Here is a 24,278-nt window from a genome sequence, read left to right as displayed (position 1 = left end):
CAGTTTATGCACGGATGCGGCTTTTTATTAATTAAAACTTATTTCAAAGCGTCTTGAACACAACCTTTAACGCTATTTAACACCGCTTGTTTAATCAGACTATTTTTAACCTCTTCATTAAACGATGCCATGGCGAAGTCTTTCGCAGACACATCATTCAATGCATTGTCACTCACACAACCACAGATCTGTTTTTGCACAGAATTTTGACGCTCCGAACTCATAAACAAGGCAGCCGATTGCCAGATTTTTGAATCGTTTAATTCACTTTTACAAGCTTGTTCAACCACTGGCTTTAACATTTTTTGCATTAAAGTAGAGTTTTTATCCATCACAAAAACCGATACACAACCAATCAATAAAGCAATAACAGCTAGCCAGCAAAGACTCTTTTTCAAAATTAAACCTAACTCTTTACAGGCAATATTATTGACACAATAATTTAAAAAACTAATGAAAAAATCCGCTCAATCTAAAAGCATTTTCAAGTGAATAAATTACGCCAAGGCATCAATCTGGTGTGACCATTTTTGTTTTTCTGCATCAGAAATAAATGATGCTTCAAACGAATTTTTAGCCAATTGCTTCAGTTCATCGTTGGACAGATCTAGCGCTTCAGCAATCGCAATAAAATTGTCATTCATATAGCCACCAAAATATGATGGATCATCTGAATTGACAGTTACATGTGCACCTTGTTGTAATAAACGACGAATATTGTGCTGTGCCATATCATCGACCACGCAGAGCTTTAAATTACTTAAAGGACATACAGTCAACGGCATTTTTTCAGCAATTAAACGCTGCATCAATTTCGGATCTTCTTCTGAGCGTACACCATGATCAACACGATTTACTTTAAGCAAGTCCAGAGCTTCCCAAACATATTCAGCTGGACCTTCTTCACCGGCATGTGCCACCACCAAAAAGCCCTCTTCACGTGCTTTAGCAAATACCCGTTCAAATTTAGCCGGTGGATGCCCGACTTCACTTGAATCCAGTCCTACCGCAATAATTTGATTTTTAAATGGTAAAGCTTGTTCTAAGATTTCAAATGCCGCTTCTTCACTTAGATGGCGCAAGAAACACATGATTAAATGCGATGTAATGCCAAATTTTGCTTTTGCCTCATCACAGGCACGTTGCAAACCATTGATGACGACTGCAAATTCAATCCCACGATCAGTATGTGTTTGTGGATCGAAGAACATTTCAGTATGCACGACTTTATCTGCAGCGCACTTTTCAAAATATGCCATCGCCAGATCATAAAAGTCTTGTTCGACTACCAAAACATTTGCGCCTGCATAATAAATGTCGAGGAACGATTGCAGGTTATGGAAATTATAGGCCTGTTTCACTTCATCTACAGATTTATACGGAATATCAATATGGTTACGTTGAGCAATGGCGAACATCAGTTCAGGCTCAAAAGTCCCTTCAATATGTACGTGTAACTCTGCTTTTGGCAGCGCTTGAATAAGCTCAATCTGGTTCATATCTTATCCTTATAAAATCTTTTTCAAAAAATAAAAAAGGGTGCAAACTTGAGTTTACACCCTACTGTCAATTTGGTGAATTAGCCACCAAATGCAGCAAATTTCAATGCCCAAAGTGCAGCAACAATCCATACCATATATGGAACAGTTTTCGCTTTACCTGTAAATAGTTTGATCAGCGCATAGCTAATGAAGCCCATTGCAATACCATCTGCAATTGAATAAGAAAATGGCATAAACACAATGGTCAAAAACGCAGGTACTGCTTCAGTGATATCATCCCATTCAATATGAACGATACCCTGAATCATCAATACACCGACAAATAACAATGCAGGTGCTGTCGCAAAACTTGGCACCGACTGCGCAAGTGGTGCTAAAAACAGGCATAACAAGAACATGATGCCCACTACAACTGCTGTTAAGCCAGTACGGCCACCTGCCGCAACGCCAGCAGATGACTCAATATAAGGCGTTGTTGAAGATGTACCTAGTGCTGCACCGGCAACAATGGCTGTTGAGTCTGCAAATAGTGCTTTTTTCAAACGCGGCAATTTGCCATCTTTTAATAAACCTGCACGGTGCGATACGCCCACTAAAGTTCCTGTTGAGTCAAACAAATCAACCAAGAAGAATACAAAAATGACTCCGACCAGGCTTGCAGTAAACAATCCCTCAAAGTCCATTTGCAAGAATGTTGGAGCTAGAGATGGAATCTGTCCCACCACACCTTGGAACTGGTTATAACCCAATACTGTAGAAATGGCAGTAATCACTAAAATACTGATAATAATTGCGCCACGCACCCTAAACTGGTGCATCACCACAACCATTAAGAAGCCAAGCAAAGCCAGAAGCACTGAAGGTTGTTTTAAATCACCCAAACCGACTAAGGTTGCAGGGTTATCAACAATAATACCAGCATTTTTTAAGGCAACCAGCGCAAGGAACATACCAATACCGCCACCAATTGCCAGTTTTAATGACATTGGAATTGCGTTGACAATGGCTTCACGAATTTTAAACATGCTGATCGCAATGAAGACCAAACCTGAAACAAATACCGCAGCAAGTGCAGTTTGCCAAGGCACGCCCATTCCCATACATACCGAATAGGTAAAGTAAGCATTCAAGCCCATACCCGGTGCTAGTGCAATTGGATAATTTGCAACAAGTCCCATCACCAGACAACCGATTGCAGCTGCCAGACAGGTTGCGACAAAGACCGCCCCATGATCCATGCCTGTTTCGGACAAAATCATTGGATTGACAATAATGATGTAACACATCGTTAGGAAAGTGGTTACACCTGCAAGAACTTCTGTACGAAAATTAGTTTTATTTTCGCTTAACTTAAATAAACGTTCAAGCATATTCTCTGAAGATGGATTAGGAGTCGTCATGACTTTACCCCGGTAAGTAAACTTTATGCTGTCAGCACGCTATAAAATTAATGATCCGCCAAATACAATCATCATTAATTTTATAGATATTCAAGCAATTGATATGCCATATTTTAATTTCAAAACCAGTAGATTGAACAACTTCTCATTGGGCATAAAAGAACCAAATGACAAAAATTGTAAAACAAAAAAGCTGCATAAATGTTATGCAGCTCTACTTGTTTCAAATAAATCATATACTTAAAAAATAAAGAGAATGATTTAATTATGGTCGCGGCAAATTATAGCACAATGATTTTTTATTGTTTCTAAAATTTATTCTTTAATAAAATTCAATAAGATAACTCAGTTCTAAAATTTATTAATCTACGTAATACAATTAAAGGTGATTTGATTCAGTCATCCATCGTTCTGAAGATTGAACAAGAGCGGACACCTTATTATGATGAGGCATGAAATTATCAGGATATGACTTCACAATATTGAGTGACTGCTGAGTCTCATGAATTAGCTGATTCACCTTATTCTTTTTTTTCATTTCTGCATCCTGATAAACCCAATATCCGAGCACAACCACAGCAAAAATGATGATTAAAATTAATAAATTTTTCATAACAAAATTTTATTATTCAGTAAGCTTTTTATCATAATAACAAACAATCACTATATAGCGTGATGAAATTCACACTTTTAAAAATCGTTTTTTATACTTAAATAGACATGTTTAATAATTAAATACGTTATTTATAAACCAAAAAATCCTGATCAATCTCAGGATTTTTATGACTAACCTAAACAGACTTAAGCCGCCTGTTGCTCATCACGCTTAAACACCAATTCACCTTTAAGTGAACTTTCAGCATCAAAATAATAACCTTCGCTATTAAATGACTTTAAGTCTTCAGCCTGATTTAACTGGTTTTCGATCATATAACGTGCCATCAAACCGCGTGCTTTTTTGGCATAAAAACTAATGACTTTGTATTTTCCATTTTTTTGATCAAGAAAAACTGGCTTGATAATTTCAGCTTTAATTTTGCGCTCAATGACTGACTTATAATATTCATCTGATGCAAGATTGACCAATAACTCTGAATTCGTATGCTCTAAATCATCATTGATTAAGCTGGTAATTCGATCGCCCCAGAATTGATATAAATTATGGCCACGTGGATTGTTCAATTTTGTGCCCATTTCCAGACGATATGGCATCATCAAATCTAAAGGACGTAATAAACCATACAATCCTGACAACATACGCAAATGATTTTGTGCAAATTCAATATGTTGATCATTCAACGCATAGGCATCTAAACCCGTATACACATCGCCTTTAAAGGCAAATAAAGCCTGACGCGCATTGGAGAAATTAAATTCAGACTGCCAGTCATTGAAACGTTCAACATTCAATTTGGCAAGTTTTTCACTCACGCTCATTAAATTGGATAGATCTGCAGCAGACAGTTTGCGACTAACGTCTATAAGTTCTTGTGAATGCTCCAGCAATCTTGGTAAGGTATGCGCATCAGTGGGTAGTGCAGATTCATAATCTAAAGTCTTAGCAGGAGAAATTAAGGCGAGCATGAATAACCTGATCAAAAAATAATTAAACAAACTATAACAGTAGACTTATTTTATTTCCAATTTGTGTTTTTACTGAACATTATCGGTAAAATACCTCATTCTCCTGTTATTTATCGGTTGCTATATGTCCGAGCAAATTTTCATTCAAGGTTCTGCTGGTCAACTTGAAATTTTTGTTGATTATCCACAGGGTGAAGTGAAAGGATTCGCGATTGTATGCCACCCCCATCCCTTACAAGGCGGCACTCCGCAGCATAAAGTGCCGACTCTTTTGGCTCAGATGTTTCTTGAGCGCGGCTGCATTGTGTATCGCCCGAGTTTCCGTGGTTCAGGTCAAAGTGAAGGCTTGCATGATGAAGGTTTTGGCGAAACTGATGATGTGCTAGAAGCCATCAAGCAAATTCGCAGCAAGCATATCAACCTACCTTTTTATGCCGGTGGTTTTAGTTTTGGCGCACATGTCATGGCGAAAAGCTATCACGCCCTGCAAGATGAAATAAAACCTAAACAATTGATTTTATGTGGTTTACCTACAGCCACTGTGGCGGGTCTACGTCATTATGTTACCCCAGCCATCAAAGGCGATATTTTGTTTATTCATGGGGAGGCCGATGAAGTTACTTTATTGTCAGATTTGATTGAATGGGCAAAACCACAACGTCACTTGTTGACGATTCTGCCGGGTGCAAATCACTTTTTTACTGGATATTTAAAGCAATTGCGCATCGCGATTTCACGCTATCTGGTGTCGTAACGGCTTCTTAATAAATGACTCAGCAGTGTCATGGCGAGCCAAATCAATTTTGGCATATGCTGATATTTATTAAAAAAGACTCAGAATATTTCTGAGTCTTTTTCTTCGTGTCTAAAAAAAAGCTTTATACCGAACTTCCTTCCCACTGAAAACATACCTCACAAATTTCTTAAAAAAGCTATTTCTTCCCTTAATTTCAGTAAATTACGTCCTTTATTTCAATCATATAACGAAACACTAAACATCTGAATAGTTAAGCTTTTTTGCAATTCATAACACAATCCATAAATAATATAATCACTGTATGAGTCGGATGCGGCTCCTGTTTAGCCGTAAATTTCATTGCTGTTTTAAAGGGATATTATGAAAACTATTTTCGGGATTATTGCGCTTAGCTTGTTCTATTCTTCAGCTATGGCACAAAATATTGAAGGCATTTGGCGCTATATGGATGATAAAACAGGTGAAGCCAAGGGTTTAGTTAAAATTGAGCAGCAAGTCGATGGCACATACGCAGGTAAGGTACTCAAAGCTACTCCTCGTCAGGGCTATACACCAAAAGAATTTTGTACCAACTGCCCTGCACCCTATACCAACCAGCCTATTATTGGCATGCAAGTCATTAGTAAATTAAAGTCTGTCGACCAAGTTAACTATACAGATGGAAAAATTATCGATCCTGTCTCAGGGAAAATTTACAAACTTAAAGGCAAACTGAATGCTACTGGGAAAAAATTATTTCTCCGCGGCTATATGGGGGTTTCTGCCGTTGGACGCAGCCAGACTTGGCTCCGGGTGGAATAAAATGCCAATAAAAATATAATATTCATAATCAGTTTTACTAAAACTTCTTGATTTTTATATTATTAAATTAATACGGTTTATCTCAAATAAAAAAGTGGCAGATATCACACCTGAGCTATATCTGCCACTTTTTATTTTTAAACTGAAAATTCAGATCAAATTAACCTTTCCATTCAAATCCACTAAATGATTCATCTTCTTTCAAAGTGTTTTCAACCGCTTGCGCCAACTGGTTCAATAAACTTTGTTCAGTGATCCGATCTAGCCAATCCTGCTCTTCATCTGGATACGACGTAATTTCACAGACTAAACGTCCCTCTGCCTCATGACTCTGGCAAGTGACCGATAAAGGCAAAGACTGATTGTCTACACTGACAGCAACCTGATCACCACTTTGTGACAAAGTTTGAAAACCATATTGCCCCAATTCTTTCGATAAAAGATCGGCAACATATTCCTGAGTCACATGACAATCATTGGACTGCTGCGACACATGGTTATGCTTTTCACAGTTTGCAGTAAATTGTAATTTTCTCATCTCTATATCCAAAGGCATTCTTGTTATATGGTTTTAGCATAAGCAATAAAAACAAAACAGCCAAGCAAAAGCTTGGCTGTCGCCTAAAAAATACACAACATTAGACTAATTATTCACTGACTAGAATCGCTAAACCGGCTTGATTGGTCAATTCAGTGAAGCTCGGGAAACTGGTGGCTACCGTTTCTGTACCAACAATTTTGATTTCACCTGAGGTACGCAAGCCTGCCATACTAAAACTCATGGCAATACGATGGTCATGATGCGATTCTATTTCACCGCCATTGAAAATTGCAGACCAGTCACCTGATTTACCTTTACCTTCAATAATGATGCCATCGTTAGTTGGTGTACAGTCGATGCCCATGGTTTTCAGGCCATCTGCCATCACCTGAATACGATCTGACTCTTTCACGCGAAGCTCGGCAGCACCCGTCAAAATGGTTTGACCTTCTGCACATGCAGCCGCGATAAAGAGTGCCGGGAATTCATCAATCGCCAATGGCACTTGATCTTCCGGCATATGAATACCTTTTAAAGTACGCGAGCCTTTGATACGAATATCTGCAATTGGCTCACCACCAGCGACACGTTGATTTTCTACCGTTAAATCTGCACCCATTTGTTTCAGAATTTCAATCACACCGGTACGGGTCGGGTTGATCCCTACCGCCTCTAAAGTAACATCAGAACCTTCGGTAATGGCTGCACCGACCATAAAGAATGCAGCAGATGAAATATCGGACGGTACTTGAATTTCAGTCGCTACAAGTTTTCCACCACCTTGCAGTGAAATGCGGTTACCTTCTGTTTTTACCTCATAACCGAATGCACGAAGCATACGTTCAGAGTGATCACGGGTTGGTTCTGGTTCAGTCACCGAAGTTTCACCCTTTGCCCAAAGACCCGCCAACAAAATGCCTGATTTCACCTGAGCTGATGCCATAGGCAAATCATAGTGAATACCTTGAAGGTTTTGGCTGCCCGTGATTGAAACTGGCGGTGTACCACGTTCACCTGTGGTTTGAATCTGTGCACCCATTTCACGTAAAGGTTTAGCAATACGCTCCATTGGACGTTTAGACAGCGACGCATCACCGGTCATGACAGAATCAAACTTCTGTGCACACAACATGCCTGAAAGCAGGCGCATAGAAGTACCTGAATTACCCATATACAAGGCACTTGCAGGTGCTTTTAAACCATTCATACCGACGCCATGAATCGTCACTTCACCATTTTTAGGCCCTTCAATGCTAACGCCCATATCACGGAATGCCTGAAGGGTTGCTAAAGCATCTTCACCTTCCAAAAAACCGGTCACATGCGTGGTACCTTCAGCAATCGCACCAAACATGATGGAGCGATGCGACACAGATTTGTCACCTGGCACGGTAAATTTACCCTGAAATTTTTTAGCACCCGGCAAAATGGTAAATTGTTGTGTCACTTTATTGTTCTCCATCAAAGGTTTCTTAGAAAGCATGTGATTAAAATGCTGACGTGCCGCTTGGGCATGTTCAAGCAATCCTATCAATGCTTTGGAATCTTCATTTTCAATCAGTTTGCGGATTTGAGTCAGTTGTAGCTCAAAACCATCTACCGCATTCAAAATTGCTTTTTTATTGGCAAAAAAAATGTCATGCCACATCTGTGGATCACTGGCGGCAATGCGTGAAAAATCGCGGAAGCCCCCGGCAGCATAACGAAAAATGTCGAGATTATCTTCACGGTTGGCCAGTTGCTCAACCAGGTTAAATGCCATTAAATGCGGAAGATGGCTGGTATGGGCCAGCACTTCATCGTGCTTGTCGACATCCATACAAATCACTTCTGCCTTTGCCGCTTGCCACAGTTGAACCAGTTTATCCACGGCCCAGTCACCACTGCTTGGAAGCGGTGTCAAAATGACTTTATGGTTGGCAAATAAATCGACCTTACCGGCATGCACACCGGTATGTTCTGCGCCTGCAATCGGATGCCCCGGTACAAAACCTGCAGGCAGGTTCTCACCATATACCGCTTTTGCAGCATCCACGACATTACCTTTGGTACTGCCCACATCAGTAATGATAGTTTTAGCTGACAAATAAGGCTTGATGGTTTCCAGCACTTTTTGCGTTGCCCGAACAGGCAAAGCCAAAACCACCAGATCCGCGCCTTGCACGGCATCAACAGGATTGCTATAGCCTTCCTGAATCAAACCCAGTGCTTTTGCATCATCCAGCGTTTTTTGCGAACGTGTAGAGGCAACAATCTGCTTTGCCAGTTTTTCACCAATCATCACACGAGCCAGACTTGAGCCAATCAGCCCAAGTCCAATAAAGGCAACTTTTTCAAACAGTGGCTGAGACATGGCTTAAGCTTTTTCCTCTACCGCACTGCTGGTCAAATCCAATACTTTGGCAAGTGCTGTCAAGAACTTGGCATTTTCAGCTTCAGTACCAATCGATACACGAAGATGATTTGGTATTCCAACAGGACGCACAATTACGCCTTCTTTGAGCAATGCATTAAAAGTCTGCGCAGGATCAGCTTGCACATCAACCAAAATAAAGTTGGCGCGTGAAGGTACATAATTTAAACCCAGCGCAGCAAAACCTTGTTCAAGCTGCTTCATACTCGCTTTATTAACAACACGCGATTGCTCAATGAAGTCTTCATCTTTGAGTGCCGCGACAGCTGCCACCATTGCAAGATGATTGACGTTAAACGGTTGGCGAATACGGTTCAGGTAATCAGTTACTTCTGCCGATGCCAGTGCAAAACCCACCCGCAGTGCAGCCAGACCATAACATTTAGACAAGGTACGGCTGACAATAATATTTGAATATTGCTCAAGGAATTTCAGGCTGTTGAAGTTTTCAGGGAAATATTCCACATAAGCTTCGTCCAGTACCACAATTACATTGGCTGGAACTTTTTGCATGAAAGCATCAAATTCAGCTTCTTCAAACCAGGTCCCAGTCGGGTTGTTTGGATTGGCAAGAAACACCAGTTTGGTATTGTCTTTAATTGCTGCTGCCATGGCATCCAAGTCATGGGCAAAGCCTTTTGCCGGCACTTCAATCGCTTCTGCATTAATCGCCTGAGTCACCAAGGCATATACAGCAAAAGCATGCTGGCTATACACCACAGAATCGCTTGAAGAAACAAATGCACGGGCAAACATTTCAAGCAAGTCGTTTGAACCATTACCCAAAGTAATACGCTCAGCAGTCACCCCAAATTGAGTCTGAATCTGGTCTTTTAAGATAAAACCGCCACCGTCCGGATATCGTCCAATTTCTGTCAATTCAGCCGCTACAGCTTGTTTGACTTTGTCAGAACAGCCCAATGGGTTTTCATTCGAGGCCAATTTGACGATATCAGTAATCCCTAACTCACGCTCAAGTTCACTAATGGGTTTACCTGGTTGATAAGGCTTTAACTTTGAGATGCCTTCATTGGCAGGGACAAACGACATGTTACTCTTCCAGTTATTTCAAGTGATAAATGGGGGTCAACTTCAATGCAAAAATTGACCACCGCTTTTCAGGAATAAAATTTACAATACTGCAATGGGGTAAGATCCCAAGACTCGAACTTCTTTGACTAGCGGACGAATTTCTTCAAGCGCTGCTTTGACATTTTCTTGCTCAACATGACCTTCTAAATCAATAAAGAAAACATAAGCCCATTTTTCCGGTAAAGCCGGACGAGTTTCAATACTGGTTAGACTAATGTTGTGTTTGGCAAAGGGTGCCAAAATTTCAAGTAATGCACCGGCACGGTCATGTGCAGAAATGAGTAAAGAGGTTTTATCATTGCCACTTGGCGGCACTTTTTCACGGCCAATGACCAAGAAACGCGTAGTATTTTCCGGATTATCTTCGATGTTGCTGTGAAAAATCTCCAAGTCATAAATACTTGCCGCGACATCAGACGCGATTGCGGCTGAATGCCATTCATTGCGAATACGGCGTGCAGCTTCGGCATTTGAACTTAGGGCAACACGTTCAACACCCGGATAATGTGCATCTAGCCAGCCACGGCATTGCGCCAGCGTTTGCTGATGTGCATAAATCTGTTTGATGCTGTCTTTACGGGTATTGGATGACACTAAAAATTGATGATGAATACGCAATTCAACTTCACCAATTACATTTAAATGCGAGGCTTTAAAACAGTCTAAAGTATGGTTGACCACACCTTCAGATGAGTTTTCTACCGGCACCAAACCATAATGCGCACTCCCTGCTTCGACTTCACGGAATACTTCATCAATGGTGGGAAGTGGACGAACAATAGCATCTTGCCCAAAATGTTTAAGCACTGCTGAATGAGTAAAAGTGCCGACAGGACCCAAGAATGCAATACTTTGCGGAGCTTCAAGCGCCAAGCAAGCTGACATGATTTCGCGGAATAAACGCGCCATGGTCACATCAGATAAAGGACCTTCATTACGCTGCATAACATTACGTAAAACTTGCGCTTCACGTTCAGGACGGTAAAACATTGGATTCTCTTCAGAAGCAAATTTTGCTTTTGCCACTGCTTCTGCCAATTTCGCTCGACGATTAATAAGTTGTTGAATCTGCTGATCTACAGAGTCAATATCCTCACGAATTTGAGCAAGGTCAAGAGAAGTCTTTGTGTTTTGATCGTCATGGATCATTGTTATGTCGCCCTTCGAAAACATTATGCAAACAGTATAACAATAGTTAGCTTTCAAATGTTACGCAATAAGACTTTGATTGATTCAGTCTTAAAAACATACAGTTGATTTGATCAGCAATTTTATCCTCCACGTTTTTACCAAGAATATTTAAAATTGATGACTTTTTGCCAATTGAATAAAAGTTAAGCGGCCAGTTTAGATTTTTAAATACACAATACACATGGCAATTTTATGTCATCGGGTTAAATTAAATTATCGGTATTTGCGAATAAGTTGATATTTTAAAGCGCTTAATCTTGATTGCTTTTTTCTTAATTTTTCAATTTTCCTCTCCCTGACTGGCAGAATTGATCATTGCGAAAAATGCCTGTTTAGTCGATGTTAAAAGGTCAATGTCAGGATTGACATAAAAAATCAAAAACAATTTAAAAAGATAAATTTAAGGATATGAGATGAGCCATTACGCACAGCGCCCTTGGGAAAAACATCTGCCTGCATCACTCCATGGCTATCAGCTTCAGTCAGAGCAAGTGCATTCCAATCTAGCAGAATTACTCACCCATACCACGGCGCAATTTTCTCAATCACCTGCATTCAGTGTGGTATTACCTGTTGGCTTAAGCAAGACTTTAACCTTTCAGGAAATTGATGTTTTATCCACGGCATTTGCCAATTATTTACAACATCATCTTCAGCTTAAAAAAGGTGATGTTGTGGGACTGCAAATGCCAAATTCTTTGCACTATCCGATTGCGGTGTTTGCATGCTGGAAAGCCGGACTGATTATCACCAATATCAACCCACTGTATACAGCTCGTGAGCTTGAGTACCAATTGACCGACAGTGGTACAAAAGCACTGATTGTTTCTGATTTATTTTTAGCGACCTTTGAACGAGTAATTCAAAATAATCCTCAACTTAAATCGCTCGCACTGGTCACAGCAAGTTTAAGTGAGTTTTTTGATGAACCGTATAGCAGCATGATTGTCCAAAAAATGCAGGCAGATGCCGAAACTCAAGGTCGCTCACTCAAACCAAGTATTGAATATGCCACCTTCGCAGATGCGTTAGCCATTGGCAAAACTTTAGAACAATACATTCCTATTCAACATGATATTGCCCTGTATCAATACACAGGTGGCACCACTGGACGCAGTAAAGGCGCGGTGATCAGTCATCAAAATGTGGCATCTTTGGTAAAAATTACCGGTGATTATTTACGCGTACATCAATCTGGATTTAATCAGCAGGACTGCATTTTAACGGCTATTCCGCTATACCATATTTTTGCTTTCAGCGTAAATTTCCTGATGTTCTTTGAGGGTGGCTCACATAACCTGCTCATTCCATCACCACGCCCTGTTAGCAATTTAAAACCCGCTTTTGAGAAGTTTAATGTCACTTGGCTAACCGGTGTAGATACTTTATATGCAGGTCTTTTGGCAGAGGACTGGTTCGTGCAGAACCCACCCAAACTAACCTGTGCGATTTCCGGTGGAACGGTACTGCGTCCTACTACGGCTGAAAACTGGAAAGCCAAAGTGGGAACAATTATTGAAGGTTTCGGCATGACTGAAACCAGCTGTGCAGCACTGCTGCATCCACCGATCAGTAAAATTCGCCAAGGTTCAGTCGGTTTTCCACTCCCAGGCTCAGACATTAAAATTGTCAATGCAGAAGGTCAGGAAGTTCCCTTGGGTGAAGCAGGTGAACTATGTATTAAAGGTCCACAAATTGTCTTGGGTTATTTAAACTGCCCAACCGAAACAGCAGAAACTTTTGTTGACGGCTGGTTACATACCGGCGATATTGCCAAAGTGGATGAAGATGGTTTTTGTTACATTTTAGACCGCAAGAAAGATATGGTAATTGTTTCAGGGTTTAATGTTTATCCCAATGAAATTGAGGCTATTCTGGCAGAACATCCCGATGTTATTGAGGCAGCAGTGATTGGCATACCAGATGAACAAACTGGAGAGTCGGTCAAAGCCTTTATTACGTCCAGTAACCCAAATCTTTCAAGCGATCACATTCTAAAACACTGTAAAGAAAACCTAACCGCCTACAAAGTCCCAAAATTCATTGAGATACTAAACGAGTTACCAAAGTCAACGGTCGGGAAAATCCTCCGTGCTGAGCTTCGACAAATACAACAACAACAAAATATCGCTTAGACTCAAGTCATTACAGCACTTACATTTCGCTCAAAAGCCCTATATTTAGGGCTTTTTCTTTTGCAATAGTCCTTTACCAAACTGCATCACAAAACTTGAATGTTTCATCTATAGTCTTTTAATAAAGCAATTCGGAGAATAATAATGTCAAAAAGAATCGCCGTTTTAGTGACTCATGATTTTGAGGATATGGAATATTCAGAACCTGTACAAGCCTTTCGTGCCGCCCGTCATAGTGTTTTGAACGTTGAAAATAGAGCGGGCAATATTGTCTACGGTCATAAACGGAAATCTGCAGTGACCATTGACCAAAGTATTGATGATGTTTCAGTGCATGATTTTGATGCCTTACTTATCCCTGGTGGTCATTCCCCTGACCGCCTGTGTGGAGATGCGCGTTTTGTCAATTTTATACGTAACTTTGCCCATGCCAAAAAGCCTATTATGAGTATTTGTCACAATCCACAGCTACTGATCAGCGCTAAAGTCGTTAAAGGGAGATTAATGACCACGCTTAAAATGTTCGCCACTGATCTGATCAATGCTGGCGCGGTGTATTACGACGTAGGAGTAGTGAATGACAATAATCTGTATATCTCTTCACGTTCGCATGAAGATTTACCCGCTTTTATCGAAGAAAGCCTAATGGTCTTGAGTCAATAACAAAGAGCCATCTGGCTCTTTGTTATTTCATGGATTAGCGACCCAATATACTGCGCGCAACAATCTCTTTCATAATTTCATTGGTGCCGCCGTAAATACGCTGAATACGGGCATCGACAAAGAACCGTGAAATTGGATATTCAGTCATATAGCCATAGCCACCGAACAGTTGTAACAGGTTATCGGCAATTTTCATTTGCATATCCGTTGCAAAACTTTTTAATGCAGCAGCAGTTTCTACATCAAGTTTACCTTGCATGTAGAGTTCAACATTCTGGTTATAAAACGCAGCTGTTGCCAATTCATCAATTTTTGCCTGTGCAAGTACAAAGCGAGTATTTTGAAATTGACTAATTGGCTGACCAAACGCTTGACGCTCTTTTACATAAGCGACAGTGACATCAATTGAACCGCGAATCGCACCAATGGCTGTTGAAGCAATCGCAGTACGTTCGCGTGGTAATTCTTGCATTAAATAGGCGAAACCTTGACCCGGTTGACCCAGTAATTGATCCTTCGGCACTTGGATATTATCAAAGAATAATTCCGAGGTATCTTGTGAATGCAAACCAATTTTGTTTAGGTTGTTGCCCTTTTTAAAACCTTCCAGATGGGTATCGAGTAGCAATAAGGACACCCCTTTTGCACGTGCTTGTGGGTCAGTTTTTGCGGCCAATACCACTAAATCGGCATGTTGTCCATTTGAAATAAAGGTTTTCGAACCATTTAAAAGGTAATGATCGTCCTGCAAAATGGCATTGCTACGCATGGCTTGCAAGTCTGAACCTGCTCCTGGTTCAGTCATGCCAATCGCACCGACCACTTCACCAGAAACCATTTTCGGTAACCAGTATTTTTTTTGCTCTTCCGTCCCAATATGCAAAATATATGGTGCTGCAATTTCGGAGTGACATGAAATACCGGTAGATAATGCGCTAAATCCTGCGCGTGCAGATTCTTCAACCAGCATCAGTGAATAATAGGTTGGAACCCCATAACCACCATACTCTTCAGGTACATCAATACACAAGAAACCATTTTCGCCTAATGCATTCCAGATCGAACGCGGCATAATGCCTTCTTGCTCCCACTGTTCATAATGAGGTGCAACATGCTCATTCATAAAACGTTTAAAGTTATCGCGAAACAGTTCTAAATCTGCATCATAAGCCAACATATAGCATCCTTGTATGGGGTTGTTGTATTTGTTCCTCTCCCCATCCTATTCATTTTATAAAGATCTGTCATGTTCTATAGTCCCGCTATTTCATGACTTTTGGGTCAATAAAAAAGGAAGCCGAAGCTTCCTTTTTAGAGTCAAAGAAAATTAAGCCTGCGGCTTAACTTCTTCTTCCATCAGGTTATCAATTTCACTCGGATTTGCTAAGGCATAATCAAGCTTGTCTTTATCGAGTTGACCGACCCATTTTGCAACCACCAAAGTTGCCAAAGAGTTACCGACCAAGTTGGTCAAGGCCCGGGCTTCTGACATGAAACGGTCAATACCTAGAATCAATGCCAAGCCTGCAACCGGAATATGTCCTACTGCAGACAAGGTCGCAGCCATCACAATAAAGCCAGAACCGGTTACACCGGCTGCACCTTTAGAAGAAATCAACAATACTACAAGTAATGTAATTTGATGTTCAATATCTAAGGGGGTATTGGTGGCTTGTGCAATAAAGATTGCTGCCATGGTCAAATAAATAGAAGTCCCATCCAGATTAAATGAATAACCTGTTGGAATGACCAGACCCACCACTGACTTTTCCGCACCCGCAAGTTCAAGCTTTTTCAACATACGTGGCAATACGGATTCTGAAGATGAGGTACCGAGTACAATCAGCAGCTCTTCACGAATCAGGCGAATCATTTTCATGATGCTAAAGCCTGAGATACGTGCAATGGTTCCTAAAACCAGGAAAATAAACAGCAGGCAGGTAATGTAGAAACAGATGATTAACTGTGCCAACTGTGCCAGTGAACCAATACCGTATTTACCAATGGTAAATGCCATTGCACCAAACGCACCAATCGGCGCTAACTTCATAATCATGTTTACGATATTGAAGAATACATGGGCAATTTGATCGACCAGTTTCAATACTGGTTTACCGGCATCACCGAGTTTATGCAGCGCAAAACCGAACAGAATAGCGAAAAGCAAAACTTGTAGAATTTCACCTTGAGCAAATGCACCCACCACCGTATTCGGAATGATATTCATAAAGAAATCAAGCGTCGACTGCGAAGCACCTGATTCTACATATTTAGAAATACCCGAGGTATCTAAAGATGCAGGATCAATGTTCATGCCTACACCCGGTTTGGCAACGTTAATTACCAGTAAACCAATGAGTAAGGCAATGGTTGATACAATTTCAAAGTAAAGTAAAGCAACGCCACCAGTTTTACCCACTGACTTCATGCTTTCCATACCAGCAATACCGCTGACCACTGTACAGAAGATTACTGGCGCGATGATCATTTTAATCAAACGAATAAAAGCATCACCTAAAGGTTTAAGTTGTTCACCTAAGCCTGGAACATATTGTTCTGCACCATTAATTATTTGCGTTCCGCTTGGCGAAAAATGACCAACCAGAATACCCGCAATAATGGCAACAATCACTTGAAAATAGAGTGACTTATAAATTGGTTTTTTAGCCATGACATTACTTCACGATATATTTCTAAATAAGAAATATTCAGTTTTTGTCTATTTTCAAAAAATAAACAGCCCAAAACCCTTTTGCCAAACAAAAGAGCACCAAAGCATTGAATTCATTCAATGCTGAACAATAATACGTATTATAAATGTGATTAAAATCACGATATTCTGAACTTTTCCAAATTCAAAACTGTTAGATCAGGAGGATTAAAATGTAACAAAAGTCCAACATAGGTTAAATTTTACCTAATTTTTTAGTTTTTGTTTTCCTTTATTTGTTAACAAGACTAAATAATCATCTATTTCTTATTAGACATTGGTCTAAACTCAACCCACCAAGTTTTAGTTTAATTAGGCTGAAATATTCCTGCCAACTTTATAAAATAACGGCATACTTATTTTACTTGCCCATAAAGTTAGCCCTATGCAAACCAAAAAAAACATCTATAAAGATTTTGAACATCCTTTTGCCCAATATGTCCGTATTGTGGGTAAAGGAAAAAATGGTGCGCGTTCACTCAGTTATGATGAAGCCTATCAAGCCTTTAGCATGATCTTAAAAGATGAAGTGTTGGATGTTCAGCTCGGTGCTTTTTTAATGCTGTTACGTGTTAAAGAAGAATCTGTAGATGAGCTGGCGGGTTTTGTGCAAGCCACCCGTGATCAACTTAATTTTAAAAACCTGGACGTCGATTTAGATTGGTCATCCTATGCAGGTAAGCGCAAGCATTATCCATGGTTTTTATTGGCTGCCCTGACTTTGGCACAACAGGGTTATAAAGTGGTGATGCATGGTGCATCGGGTCATACCATTAACCGTCTTTATGCCGAGCAGGTATTGGAATACCTTGGTTATGCGATTTGCCAAAATGACACAGATGTAGAACAACAATTACAACAACGCAATTTTGCCTATATTCCTTTAGAAGCGATTTCACCCATTTTAAGTGATTTGATTGCCTTACGTAACATCATGGGTTTACGTTCACCCATTCACACCCTTGCCCGTTTAATTAATCCTTTCAATGCTAAAGCCACCATGCAAGCGATCTTCCATCCTGCATATCGAACTTCACATCAACAAGCGGCTTTTAAACTCGGCTATAAAAATAGTGCAGTAATTAAAGGTGAAGGTGGAGAATTTGAACGTAACCCTGATGCTAAAACTTTAATCTGCGGCATTAAAAATGGCGAGTTGTACGAATACGAATTACCAAAACTGACTGAAAACCGTAGCCCGATTGAAGAAGAACTGGATTTAGCAGTTTTTAAAGCGGTTTGGGAAGGCCGGCAAAGTCATGAATACGGTGAAATTGCAGTCACTGAAACCATGGGGATTGCGTTATATAGCATGGGCGCTTGTGATTCTTTTGAAGAGGCAATGTTAAAAGCAAACGAGCTTTGGGCAAATCGCAAGCCAAAAAGCTAATTTGCTACTTATTATTCTATTTGATAGGCGACAACACCCTTCGCAATTGTTCGAGGCAAGATGTCAGGGGATAAAAATGGTTGTGCGAAACATTCATCGAGTTTTGTGATGATGATATTTGAAACATGTTTCAAGGTTTAGACACCATTGTACCCTTCAAAAAAATCAAGATAAAAAAAAGACACCACAGTGTCTTTTTTTTATCTACCAATAAATATTTAAACAAAACGAATCGGTTTGAACTCAGGTTCTTCAACATGCGAATCGCAATGTTCATCTTCTTCTTTGGTGCCACGGTCAATATATCCGCTGCGTTCAGACTCAGGTAAATTTTTCATTTCCCATGCATATACTGCTCGCATACAGGTTTGACGCTGTTCAGCCGTTAATGCAATACCGTTAGGCCATTTACCAATTTCTACTGCTGTTTTTAAACGCGAAACAATTTCAGGATCGAGTACGGTCAGCATCTGTTCAATATTCATCATTTAATCCTGCTGTTGTAAAGAGTCAAAATCTTGATTCCACCCCAATTTGGTACGACATGCCATATAGAAGTCATATCCCGGTGGATGAAGCAAATTTAATTTAAAAGGATGTTTACGGATATGTAAACTATCTCCAACATTGAGTGAAACACTATGTTGACCATCCGCACTGACCATGGGCAACACACGATTTTCACGAATGATAATCTTGATTTCACTATGCCCACCGACCACAATCGGACGTGAAGACAAGGTATGCGGATGCATCGGTACTAAAGATATGGCATCCATACTCGGATGGACAATCGGTCCACCACCGGATAAGGCATATGCGGTAGAACCTGTAGGTGTCGAGACAATCAGACCATCACTATGCTGACGATAGACATATTGACCATCAATATTCAGTTCGAAGTCAATCATATGAACCGATCGACCCGAATGTAGAACTATATCATTCAGCGCAATGGCGTCATAAATACTTTCACCTTTGGAACGAATTTCCATTTCCAACAGGAAACGGCGATCCAACTGAAACTCGCCTTTAAGCACTTGGTCGAGCTTGAATATAACTTCGGTCGGCTTAATATCGGTTAAAAAGCCCAAACGCCCACGGTTCACACCAATCACAGGCGTATTATGTTTTACCAATGCACGTGCAGCATGTAATAAAGAGCCATCGCCGCCCACCACAATCACCAAATCAACCACTTCACCCAGTAAAGCACGACTGACGGTTTGTGTATTGGGATAGGGAACCAATGCTGCTGTTTGAGAATCAAAAACAGGATGAAGCCCTAAACTTAAAAGATGGTCATGAATGAGACTTAAAGTTTCAACGACGGAGGATTTATCTGGACGTCCTACTAATCCAATGTTTCGAAAAGTCTTATGTGAAATTTTCACCTGAGTCATCGCTCCGCTCCGATTCCTGCCTATCATAGCATTAACACTATTCATTTTAAAAAACTTTAAATTTGGATATATGATTAATAGGTTACTAAAGAACGATTTGCCTCAGATATATACACGCCTTACAGCAAACATTCTTGCAAGTTTAAGCAATATTTATTTTTTATGATAAAGATCACATTTTATCAGCAGCATCTTGAAGTCTATAATGCTGCTCAATGGCTCAGTTCTGAAAAAGTATTTTAAAATTCACCCAATTTATTGAAATAAAAACCACGCTGTAATAATAATATTTTTTATAAAATCAATAACTCATTATAGGTTCACCGAGTTTTTAATTACTCTATTTTCTCTTCATTCACAGATTAATTATTGCAAAAAAATGAAAAGCTTCGCATGATTAGCACAATTTATCAGGATCTTATATTAATTGATGAAGTCTGAACGTGGTATCGGTTTACTAGCGCTTATTTTTTCAATATTAGTCATTGCTGCTTTCTTGGCTTTTAGCATCTATTTAATACGAATGGATAATATTGTGCGGAATAAGTTTGAAGGACAGCGCTGGGATATTCCGGCAAAAGTATTTGCTCGTCCTCTGGAAATCTATACCAATGCGCCGGTTAATCAGACAGACTTTACTCAAGAGCTGAAATTACTCGGCTATAAGAATTCTGACAGCTATACCAAATCGGGAAATTATGTCACTTCAGGCGATTCACTATATGTGCATACCCGTGGTTTTGATTTCGGTGATAGCGCAGAACCTGAACAGGTTTTAAAAGTTACGTTTAACAATAATCAAGTGGGTGAAGTCAGTGCGACCAAACCCTCATCTACCGGCATCGCTCGTTTAGAACCTTTACTGATTGGCGGCATTTACCCGCAGCATAACGAAGACCGTGTCCTGATTAAACTTGATAAAGTTCCTAAACCTTTAATTGAAGCGCTCATTGCGACAGAAGACCGCAACTTCTATCATCATCATGGGGTTTCAGTTCGCGGTACAGCACGAGCTTTAGTCAGTAATGTGACTGGTGGTAAACGTCAAGGTGGTTCAACCCTAACCCAACAATTGGTAAAGAACTTCTATTTAAGTCCAGAAAGAACCTTGAAACGTAAGGTCAATGAAGCCTTAATGGCACTGCTGATTGAGCTGCATTACGATAAAGATGAAATTCTGGAAGCTTATTTAAATGAAGTGAACTTGGGTCAAAATGGTAACTATTCAATTAATGGTTATGGCCTGGCTTCACAGTTTTATTTCGGTCTACCACTCAGAGAATTAAATACTGCTCAACAAGCGTATTTGGTCGGTTTAGTTCAAGGCCCAACGCTATTTAATCCTTGGAGAAATCCGGAAGGCGCAAAAAAACGTCGTGATATTGTCTTACACAATATGCTGGTCATGGGTTATCTGACTCAGGAACAGTTTGAGCAAGAAGTCGCACGTCCGCTCAATGTCATTGCAAAACCAACCTTAGGCCCGGCTCGCTTCCCCGACTTTCTGGATATTGTCCGTCGACAGCTGCGTACCGACTATCAAGAAGGTGATTTAACCAATCAAGGCTTAAGAATTTTTACTACCCTTGATCCAATTGCCCAAACTAAAGTCCAAGAGGCGTTTAAAACATCTGTTTCCGGTTTAGCCAATGCCAATCCTAAACGCTTAAAAGACTTGCAAGGTGCAGTGTTAATTTCGCATCCTGAAAATGGTGAACTGGTTGCAGCGGTGGGCTCTACACAAGATTTTACCGGTTTCAACCGTGCTTTAGATGCCAAACGTCAAGTGGGTTCTTTACTTAAACCCGTTATTTATTTAAGTGCGATTGAATCGGGACGATATACCTGGGCCAGTCCAATTGAAGATAGTGCGCTGAGTATTGCAAGTGGAGGAAAAACCTGGACGCCTAAAAACTATAGCGGTGGCGACCATGGTGTAGTTCCAATGGCGGAAGCGCTGGCAAATTCATATAACCTTGCCGCAGTGCGTTTAGGTCAGGAATTTGGAGTTTCAACTTTCAGTAATCACCTGAAAAAGTTTGGCGTAAGCTCAGATATTCCTACTTATCCATCTATATTCCTCGGTGCAGTTGATATGTCGCCGATGGAAGTGATGAGTATTTATAGCAATTTTGCTACGGGCGGATTTAAATATCCAATCAAGTCCATTCGTTCTGTAGTGGATGCAAACGGACGTTTATTGGATCGTTACGGTCTGACCGTTCAAAAAACCATAGACCCTTCTGCCGCCTATATTTTGAATTATGGCTTACAGCAAGTGATGAGTTCAGGTACAGGTCGTTCGGCTTATAGCGCATTGCCAACTGATTTAAAACTGGCCGGGAAATCGGGAACCACAAATGATACCCGTGACTCATGGTTTGCCGGTTATTCGGGTAATTACCTCAGTGTAGTTTGGTTAGGTCTGGATGATAATAAAGTTACTGGTTTAACCGGTTCATCAGGTGCTTTGCCTGTTTGGACCAATGTCATGAAGCAGCTGCGTCAGAAACCTGTAAATTTACGTCAAACAGAAAATGTGCAATGGCACTGGATTGACCGCACAACCGGCTATTTATCTGCACAAGGTTGTGAAGGCGCAATGTATATTCCACTATTGCGCAATAATGTGCCACGTCAGGCAACCGGATGTGGTTTACCTTATTATCAAGTAGAACCGGTTTACAATTCTGACACTGAAAACAATCAGGCCGTACCCGAACAAAACGATAGTATTGAAAACTATATTCGTGAAAGTGAAACTGAAATGCCACGTGACTCTTCCAATAACAGTCAGGTCATTTCAAGCGGTAGCTATAATAATTAATGGTGACAATTCATAATGATGTTTCGATTCAACATGTATAAGCAGGTGCTGATCGCTTTAGGCCTAACCATTTTGGCGGGCTGTCAAAGCCTGCCAGCTCCTGAGACCAAGGAACCAACAAAACCTGTACCCTTTGAAAAAAAGGAAATTAAAACGCCTTCTGGGGTGGTGATTACCCCTTATGAGCGTGAAGAAATTCAACGTAAAAAGATGCAAGTGGTCGTGCCTGAGCAAAGAAGTAGGCAGCAATTTGATGATGGCCGTCAACTTCCTGCATTTAAAAAACTCATGCAAAAAACCCAGCTTGCTTATAAACAAGGGCAATGGAATCAAGCTGAAGCTGCGGCACTTCAGGCACAGCGCCTGGCTCCCCAATCTGCCGAGACTTATTTGTATTTGGCTCTGGTGGCCAACAAGAAAAATAAACCCGCAAATGCAGAGGCTTTAGCGCAACGTGGACTGAGCTATGCTCAAAGTAATGCGATGAAGAAACAGCTCTGGTTAGCCATTTTGAAAGCTGCACAACAGCAAAAAGATCAAAAAACCATTCAGCAAGCGCAAAAAGCTCTTAAAACCTTATAATTAAATTTTGGATGTATTGAGCTGCACAATTCACAGCTCCATACATCTTTTTATTTTTTATATAAACCGGATACCTGCAATCCCATAAGCGCCCTGCTGCTGTGCCGTCATTAAATCACCTGCTTGCATTCCACCCAAAGCAAAAACGGGAATTTCGACTTGTGAAGCCAAGACTTTAAACTGCTCCCAGCCTAATACTCGAGCATCTGGATGCGTTTCTGTAGCGACTACTGGACTTAATAAAATGGCATCACAACCAATTTTCTGCGCCTGGTTTATTGAAACCAAATCATGACAAGCCGCGATATAACGCTTACCGCTAATTAAATCGCCCTGCATCAAGGACAGTAATTGCGACTGTTTTAAATGAATGGCTGAAATGGCTTGCTGTTGAATTGAATTTAACTGTTGATAAAGGTCAATGTTCACAATCAGTTTAGATAATTTTTCAACGCTTAAATTTGAAATTTCAATGATCTGTGCCTGAGTACCCTCAACACGCCAATACATCAACTGGTCTAAATGCAACTGCTCTAATGCACTTAACTGATCTGAAATTTTAATCTGATGTTCCCAGTACAATCGTTTAATCATGGCTTGATTGGCTTTGGGAAAATTTAAACTCAGTAATTCATCACGGCTGTACCATGTCCAGGGCTGTTGAATTTCATTCAATAGTGCAGTCGGTACGATGGCATGAAATAAATGCAAATTGACAATCACATCATCATATTCATGCCGAATCACATCAAATGCATGCCAGTCCTGCAACTCGATTCCCACTTCTTCATAAATTTCACGGCGACAGGCCGCTAAGGGACTTTCTGCTTCTTCAACTTTACCCCCTGGAAATTCATGCTTATTTCCCTGATGCTGTTTTGCTTCACGCCATCCTACAAGTACCTTGTCCTGATGCAACAAAATTCCGATTGCAATGTGAATGGTAGGTTTCGACATTCCGTACTCCTTTGCGTGAAAATATTACAGAGTGTAAGCAAATTTAGCTTTTTTATAAAATCTTTAATAATTGATTGACAGGTCTATTCGATAATGATTATCATTTAAAAAGTTCACTATATACCACGGAGTCGACGGAATGAACGCGCCATTTAGCTTATTTACCCGTAATAATGATGTAGCACACTCACTACCTATGCTGTACTCGAATAACTTATTTTCCTTGGGCCGAGAAATTCGAATTATGCATGCCGGAGAAGAATACCGTTTGCGTTTAACCCGTAACAACCGACTGATTCTAACCAAATAAAAGAATAACAAACCAGTTAA

21 protein-coding genes are annotated in these 24,278 nt (G+C 40.4%); 8 read left to right on the top strand and 13 right to left on the bottom strand.

Annotated features, from left to right (window positions below; translation table 11 throughout):
- Positions 1 to 38: 38 nt before the first annotated feature.
- The 4 genes from E0H80_RS05490 to yaaA all read right to left on the bottom strand — a co-directional run bounded on the left by E0H80_RS05490 (position 39) and on the right by yaaA (position 4,486).
- Positions 39 to 398 carry a hypothetical protein gene (locus E0H80_RS05490; RefSeq protein ID WP_228259952.1) on the bottom strand — a complete coding sequence of 120 codons (360 nt, stop codon included), beginning with the start codon at positions 396 to 398 and terminating at the stop codon, positions 39 to 41.
- A 99-nt stretch (positions 399 to 497) separates the two neighbouring features.
- A complete protein-coding gene (locus E0H80_RS05485; protein WP_131363884.1) occupies positions 498 to 1,499 on the bottom strand; it encodes an adenosine deaminase in 1,002 nt (333 codons plus the stop codon).
- An 80-nt stretch (positions 1,500 to 1,579) separates the two neighbouring features.
- Positions 1,580 to 2,902 (bottom strand): NCS2 family permease, encoded by a 1,323-nt coding sequence (locus tag E0H80_RS05480; RefSeq protein ID WP_131363882.1) that lies wholly within the window; start codon positions 2,900 to 2,902, stop codon positions 1,580 to 1,582.
- A gap of 801 nt (positions 2,903 to 3,703) precedes the next feature.
- Positions 3,704 to 4,486: a peroxide stress protein YaaA gene (yaaA, locus tag E0H80_RS05475; RefSeq protein ID WP_131363880.1), complete on the bottom strand. Its 783-nt coding sequence runs from the start codon at positions 4,484 to 4,486 to the stop codon at positions 3,704 to 3,706.
- Between the two features lie 124 nt (positions 4,487 to 4,610).
- Between yaaA and E0H80_RS05470 the strand changes: the two genes are divergently transcribed.
- Complete coding sequence (locus tag E0H80_RS05470; RefSeq protein WP_131363878.1) at positions 4,611 to 5,240, top strand: alpha/beta hydrolase; 630 nt, start codon at positions 4,611 to 4,613, stop codon at positions 5,238 to 5,240.
- A gap of 363 nt (positions 5,241 to 5,603) precedes the next feature.
- Positions 5,604 to 6,044 (top strand): DUF2147 domain-containing protein, encoded by a 441-nt coding sequence (locus E0H80_RS05465; RefSeq protein ID WP_131363876.1) that lies wholly within the window; start codon positions 5,604 to 5,606, stop codon positions 6,042 to 6,044.
- Positions 6,045 to 6,204: 160 nt separating this feature from the next.
- On the opposite strand, the gene E0H80_RS05460 is transcribed toward E0H80_RS05465, so the two are convergent.
- The 4 genes from E0H80_RS05460 to pheA form a co-directional block, all read right to left on the bottom strand.
- Positions 6,205 to 6,582, bottom strand: a complete 378-nt coding sequence (locus E0H80_RS05460) for a hypothetical protein (RefSeq protein WP_131363874.1) — start codon at positions 6,580 to 6,582, stop codon at positions 6,205 to 6,207.
- 109 nt (positions 6,583 to 6,691) lie between these two features.
- Positions 6,692 to 8,938: a bifunctional prephenate dehydrogenase/3-phosphoshikimate 1-carboxyvinyltransferase gene (locus tag E0H80_RS05455; protein WP_131363872.1), complete on the bottom strand. Its 2,247-nt coding sequence runs from the start codon at positions 8,936 to 8,938 to the stop codon at positions 6,692 to 6,694.
- A gap of 3 nt (positions 8,939 to 8,941) precedes the next feature.
- Positions 8,942 to 10,048 carry a histidinol-phosphate transaminase gene (gene hisC / locus E0H80_RS05450; protein WP_131363870.1) on the bottom strand — a complete coding sequence of 369 codons (1,107 nt, stop codon included), beginning with the start codon at positions 10,046 to 10,048 and terminating at the stop codon, positions 8,942 to 8,944.
- An 81-nt stretch (positions 10,049 to 10,129) separates the two neighbouring features.
- On the bottom strand, positions 10,130 to 11,239 hold the full coding sequence (gene pheA / locus E0H80_RS05445) for a prephenate dehydratase (RefSeq protein WP_067864382.1): 1,110 nt from the start codon (positions 11,237 to 11,239) through the stop codon (positions 10,130 to 10,132).
- A 455-nt stretch (positions 11,240 to 11,694) separates the two neighbouring features.
- Between pheA and E0H80_RS05440 the strand changes: the two genes are divergently transcribed.
- Both E0H80_RS05440 and E0H80_RS05435 read left to right on the top strand, forming a co-directional pair.
- Positions 11,695 to 13,416, top strand: coding sequence for a long-chain-fatty-acid--CoA ligase (locus E0H80_RS05440; RefSeq protein WP_131363868.1), 1,722 nt, complete (start codon positions 11,695 to 11,697; stop codon positions 13,414 to 13,416).
- A gap of 144 nt (positions 13,417 to 13,560) precedes the next feature.
- Positions 13,561 to 14,079: a type 1 glutamine amidotransferase domain-containing protein gene (locus tag E0H80_RS05435; protein WP_131363866.1), complete on the top strand. Its 519-nt coding sequence runs from the start codon at positions 13,561 to 13,563 to the stop codon at positions 14,077 to 14,079.
- Positions 14,080 to 14,113: 34 nt separating this feature from the next.
- Here the strand turns inward: E0H80_RS05435 and E0H80_RS05430 are convergent, their stop codons facing one another.
- Entirely contained in the window at positions 14,114 to 15,256 is a 1,143-nt protein-coding gene (locus tag E0H80_RS05430; RefSeq protein WP_131363864.1) for an acyl-CoA dehydrogenase family protein, read from the bottom strand.
- Between the two features lie 150 nt (positions 15,257 to 15,406).
- Positions 15,407 to 16,750: a dicarboxylate/amino acid:cation symporter gene (locus E0H80_RS05425; protein ID WP_131363862.1), complete on the bottom strand. Its 1,344-nt coding sequence runs from the start codon at positions 16,748 to 16,750 to the stop codon at positions 15,407 to 15,409.
- A 424-nt stretch (positions 16,751 to 17,174) separates the two neighbouring features.
- On the opposite strand from E0H80_RS05425, the gene E0H80_RS05420 reads away from it, so the two are divergent.
- Complete coding sequence (locus tag E0H80_RS05420; RefSeq protein ID WP_131363860.1) at positions 17,175 to 18,179, top strand: glycosyl transferase family protein; 1,005 nt, start codon at positions 17,175 to 17,177, stop codon at positions 18,177 to 18,179.
- A gap of 218 nt (positions 18,180 to 18,397) precedes the next feature.
- On the opposite strand, the gene E0H80_RS05415 is transcribed toward E0H80_RS05420, so the two are convergent.
- Together E0H80_RS05415 and E0H80_RS05410 are read right to left on the bottom strand one after the other, a co-directional pair.
- Positions 18,398 to 18,664 carry a YeaC family protein gene (locus E0H80_RS05415; protein WP_131363858.1) on the bottom strand — a complete coding sequence of 89 codons (267 nt, stop codon included), beginning with the start codon at positions 18,662 to 18,664 and terminating at the stop codon, positions 18,398 to 18,400.
- Between the two features lie 3 nt (positions 18,665 to 18,667).
- Entirely contained in the window at positions 18,668 to 19,609 is a 942-nt protein-coding gene (locus tag E0H80_RS05410) for an NAD(+) kinase (protein WP_131364045.1), read from the bottom strand.
- Between the two features lie 403 nt (positions 19,610 to 20,012).
- On the opposite strand from E0H80_RS05410, the gene mrcB reads away from it, so the two are divergent.
- The gene (mrcB, locus tag E0H80_RS05405; RefSeq protein ID WP_131363856.1) at positions 20,013 to 22,409 is read left to right on the top strand and encodes a penicillin-binding protein 1B; all 2,397 of its coding nucleotides are present in this window, start codon (positions 20,013 to 20,015) and stop codon (positions 22,407 to 22,409) included.
- 33 nt (positions 22,410 to 22,442) lie between these two features.
- Complete coding sequence (locus tag E0H80_RS05400) at positions 22,443 to 22,991, top strand: tetratricopeptide repeat protein (RefSeq protein WP_131363854.1); 549 nt, start codon at positions 22,443 to 22,445, stop codon at positions 22,989 to 22,991.
- A gap of 57 nt (positions 22,992 to 23,048) precedes the next feature.
- Here E0H80_RS05400 and E0H80_RS05395 read toward each other — a convergent pair whose 3' ends face one another.
- Positions 23,049 to 23,948, bottom strand: a complete 900-nt coding sequence (locus E0H80_RS05395; protein ID WP_131363852.1) for an NUDIX domain-containing protein — start codon at positions 23,946 to 23,948, stop codon at positions 23,049 to 23,051.
- A gap of 139 nt (positions 23,949 to 24,087) precedes the next feature.
- Here E0H80_RS05395 and hemP point away from each other — a divergent pair, with 139 nt between their 5' ends.
- A complete protein-coding gene (hemP, locus tag E0H80_RS05390; RefSeq protein WP_067864407.1) occupies positions 24,088 to 24,258 on the top strand; it encodes a hemin uptake protein HemP in 171 nt (56 codons plus the stop codon).
- Positions 24,259 to 24,278 lie beyond the last annotated feature (20 nt).

It is taken from the genome of Acinetobacter sp. ANC 4779 (genome assembly GCF_004331055.1).
Classification (GTDB): Bacteria; Pseudomonadota; Gammaproteobacteria; order Pseudomonadales; family Moraxellaceae; genus Acinetobacter.
This window is presented reverse-complemented; position numbering and strand designations above follow the sequence as displayed.

Excerpts from the sequence above, each read along its gene's own strand:
- E0H80_RS05485 (WP_131363884.1), bottom strand. The coding sequence starts at position 1,499 with ATGAACCAGATTGAGCTTATTCAAGCGCTGCCAAAAGCAGAGTTACAC.
- E0H80_RS05480 (WP_131363882.1), bottom strand. The coding sequence starts at position 2,902 with ATGACGACTCCTAATCCATCTTCAGAGAATATGCTTGAACGTTTATTT.
- yaaA (WP_131363880.1), bottom strand. The coding sequence starts at position 4,486 with ATGCTCGCCTTAATTTCTCCTGCTAAGACTTTAGATTATGAATCTGCA.
- E0H80_RS05470 (WP_131363878.1), top strand. The coding sequence starts at position 4,611 with ATGTCCGAGCAAATTTTCATTCAAGGTTCTGCTGGTCAACTTGAAATT.
- E0H80_RS05465 (WP_131363876.1), top strand. The coding sequence starts at position 5,604 with ATGAAAACTATTTTCGGGATTATTGCGCTTAGCTTGTTCTATTCTTCA.
- E0H80_RS05460 (WP_131363874.1), bottom strand. The coding sequence starts at position 6,582 with ATGAGAAAATTACAATTTACTGCAAACTGTGAAAAGCATAACCATGTG.
- E0H80_RS05455 (WP_131363872.1), bottom strand. The coding sequence starts at position 8,938 with ATGTCTCAGCCACTGTTTGAAAAAGTTGCCTTTATTGGACTTGGGCTG.
- hisC (WP_131363870.1), bottom strand. The coding sequence starts at position 10,048 with ATGTCGTTTGTCCCTGCCAATGAAGGCATCTCAAAGTTAAAGCCTTAT.
- pheA (WP_067864382.1), bottom strand. The coding sequence starts at position 11,239 with ATGATCCATGACGATCAAAACACAAAGACTTCTCTTGACCTTGCTCAA.
- E0H80_RS05440 (WP_131363868.1), top strand. The coding sequence starts at position 11,695 with ATGAGCCATTACGCACAGCGCCCTTGGGAAAAACATCTGCCTGCATCA.
- E0H80_RS05435 (WP_131363866.1), top strand. The coding sequence starts at position 13,561 with ATGTCAAAAAGAATCGCCGTTTTAGTGACTCATGATTTTGAGGATATG.
- E0H80_RS05430 (WP_131363864.1), bottom strand. The coding sequence starts at position 15,256 with ATGTTGGCTTATGATGCAGATTTAGAACTGTTTCGCGATAACTTTAAA.
- E0H80_RS05425 (WP_131363862.1), bottom strand. The coding sequence starts at position 16,750 with ATGGCTAAAAAACCAATTTATAAGTCACTCTATTTTCAAGTGATTGTT.
- E0H80_RS05420 (WP_131363860.1), top strand. The coding sequence starts at position 17,175 with ATGCAAACCAAAAAAAACATCTATAAAGATTTTGAACATCCTTTTGCC.
- E0H80_RS05415 (WP_131363858.1), bottom strand. The coding sequence starts at position 18,664 with ATGAATATTGAACAGATGCTGACCGTACTCGATCCTGAAATTGTTTCG.
- E0H80_RS05410 (WP_131364045.1), bottom strand. The coding sequence starts at position 19,609 with ATGATAGGCAGGAATCGGAGCGGAGCGATGACTCAGGTGAAAATTTCA.
- mrcB (WP_131363856.1), top strand. The coding sequence starts at position 20,013 with ATGAAGTCTGAACGTGGTATCGGTTTACTAGCGCTTATTTTTTCAATA.
- E0H80_RS05400 (WP_131363854.1), top strand. The coding sequence starts at position 22,443 with ATGTATAAGCAGGTGCTGATCGCTTTAGGCCTAACCATTTTGGCGGGC.
- E0H80_RS05395 (WP_131363852.1), bottom strand. The coding sequence starts at position 23,948 with ATGTCGAAACCTACCATTCACATTGCAATCGGAATTTTGTTGCATCAG.
- hemP (WP_067864407.1), top strand. The coding sequence starts at position 24,088 with ATGAACGCGCCATTTAGCTTATTTACCCGTAATAATGATGTAGCACAC.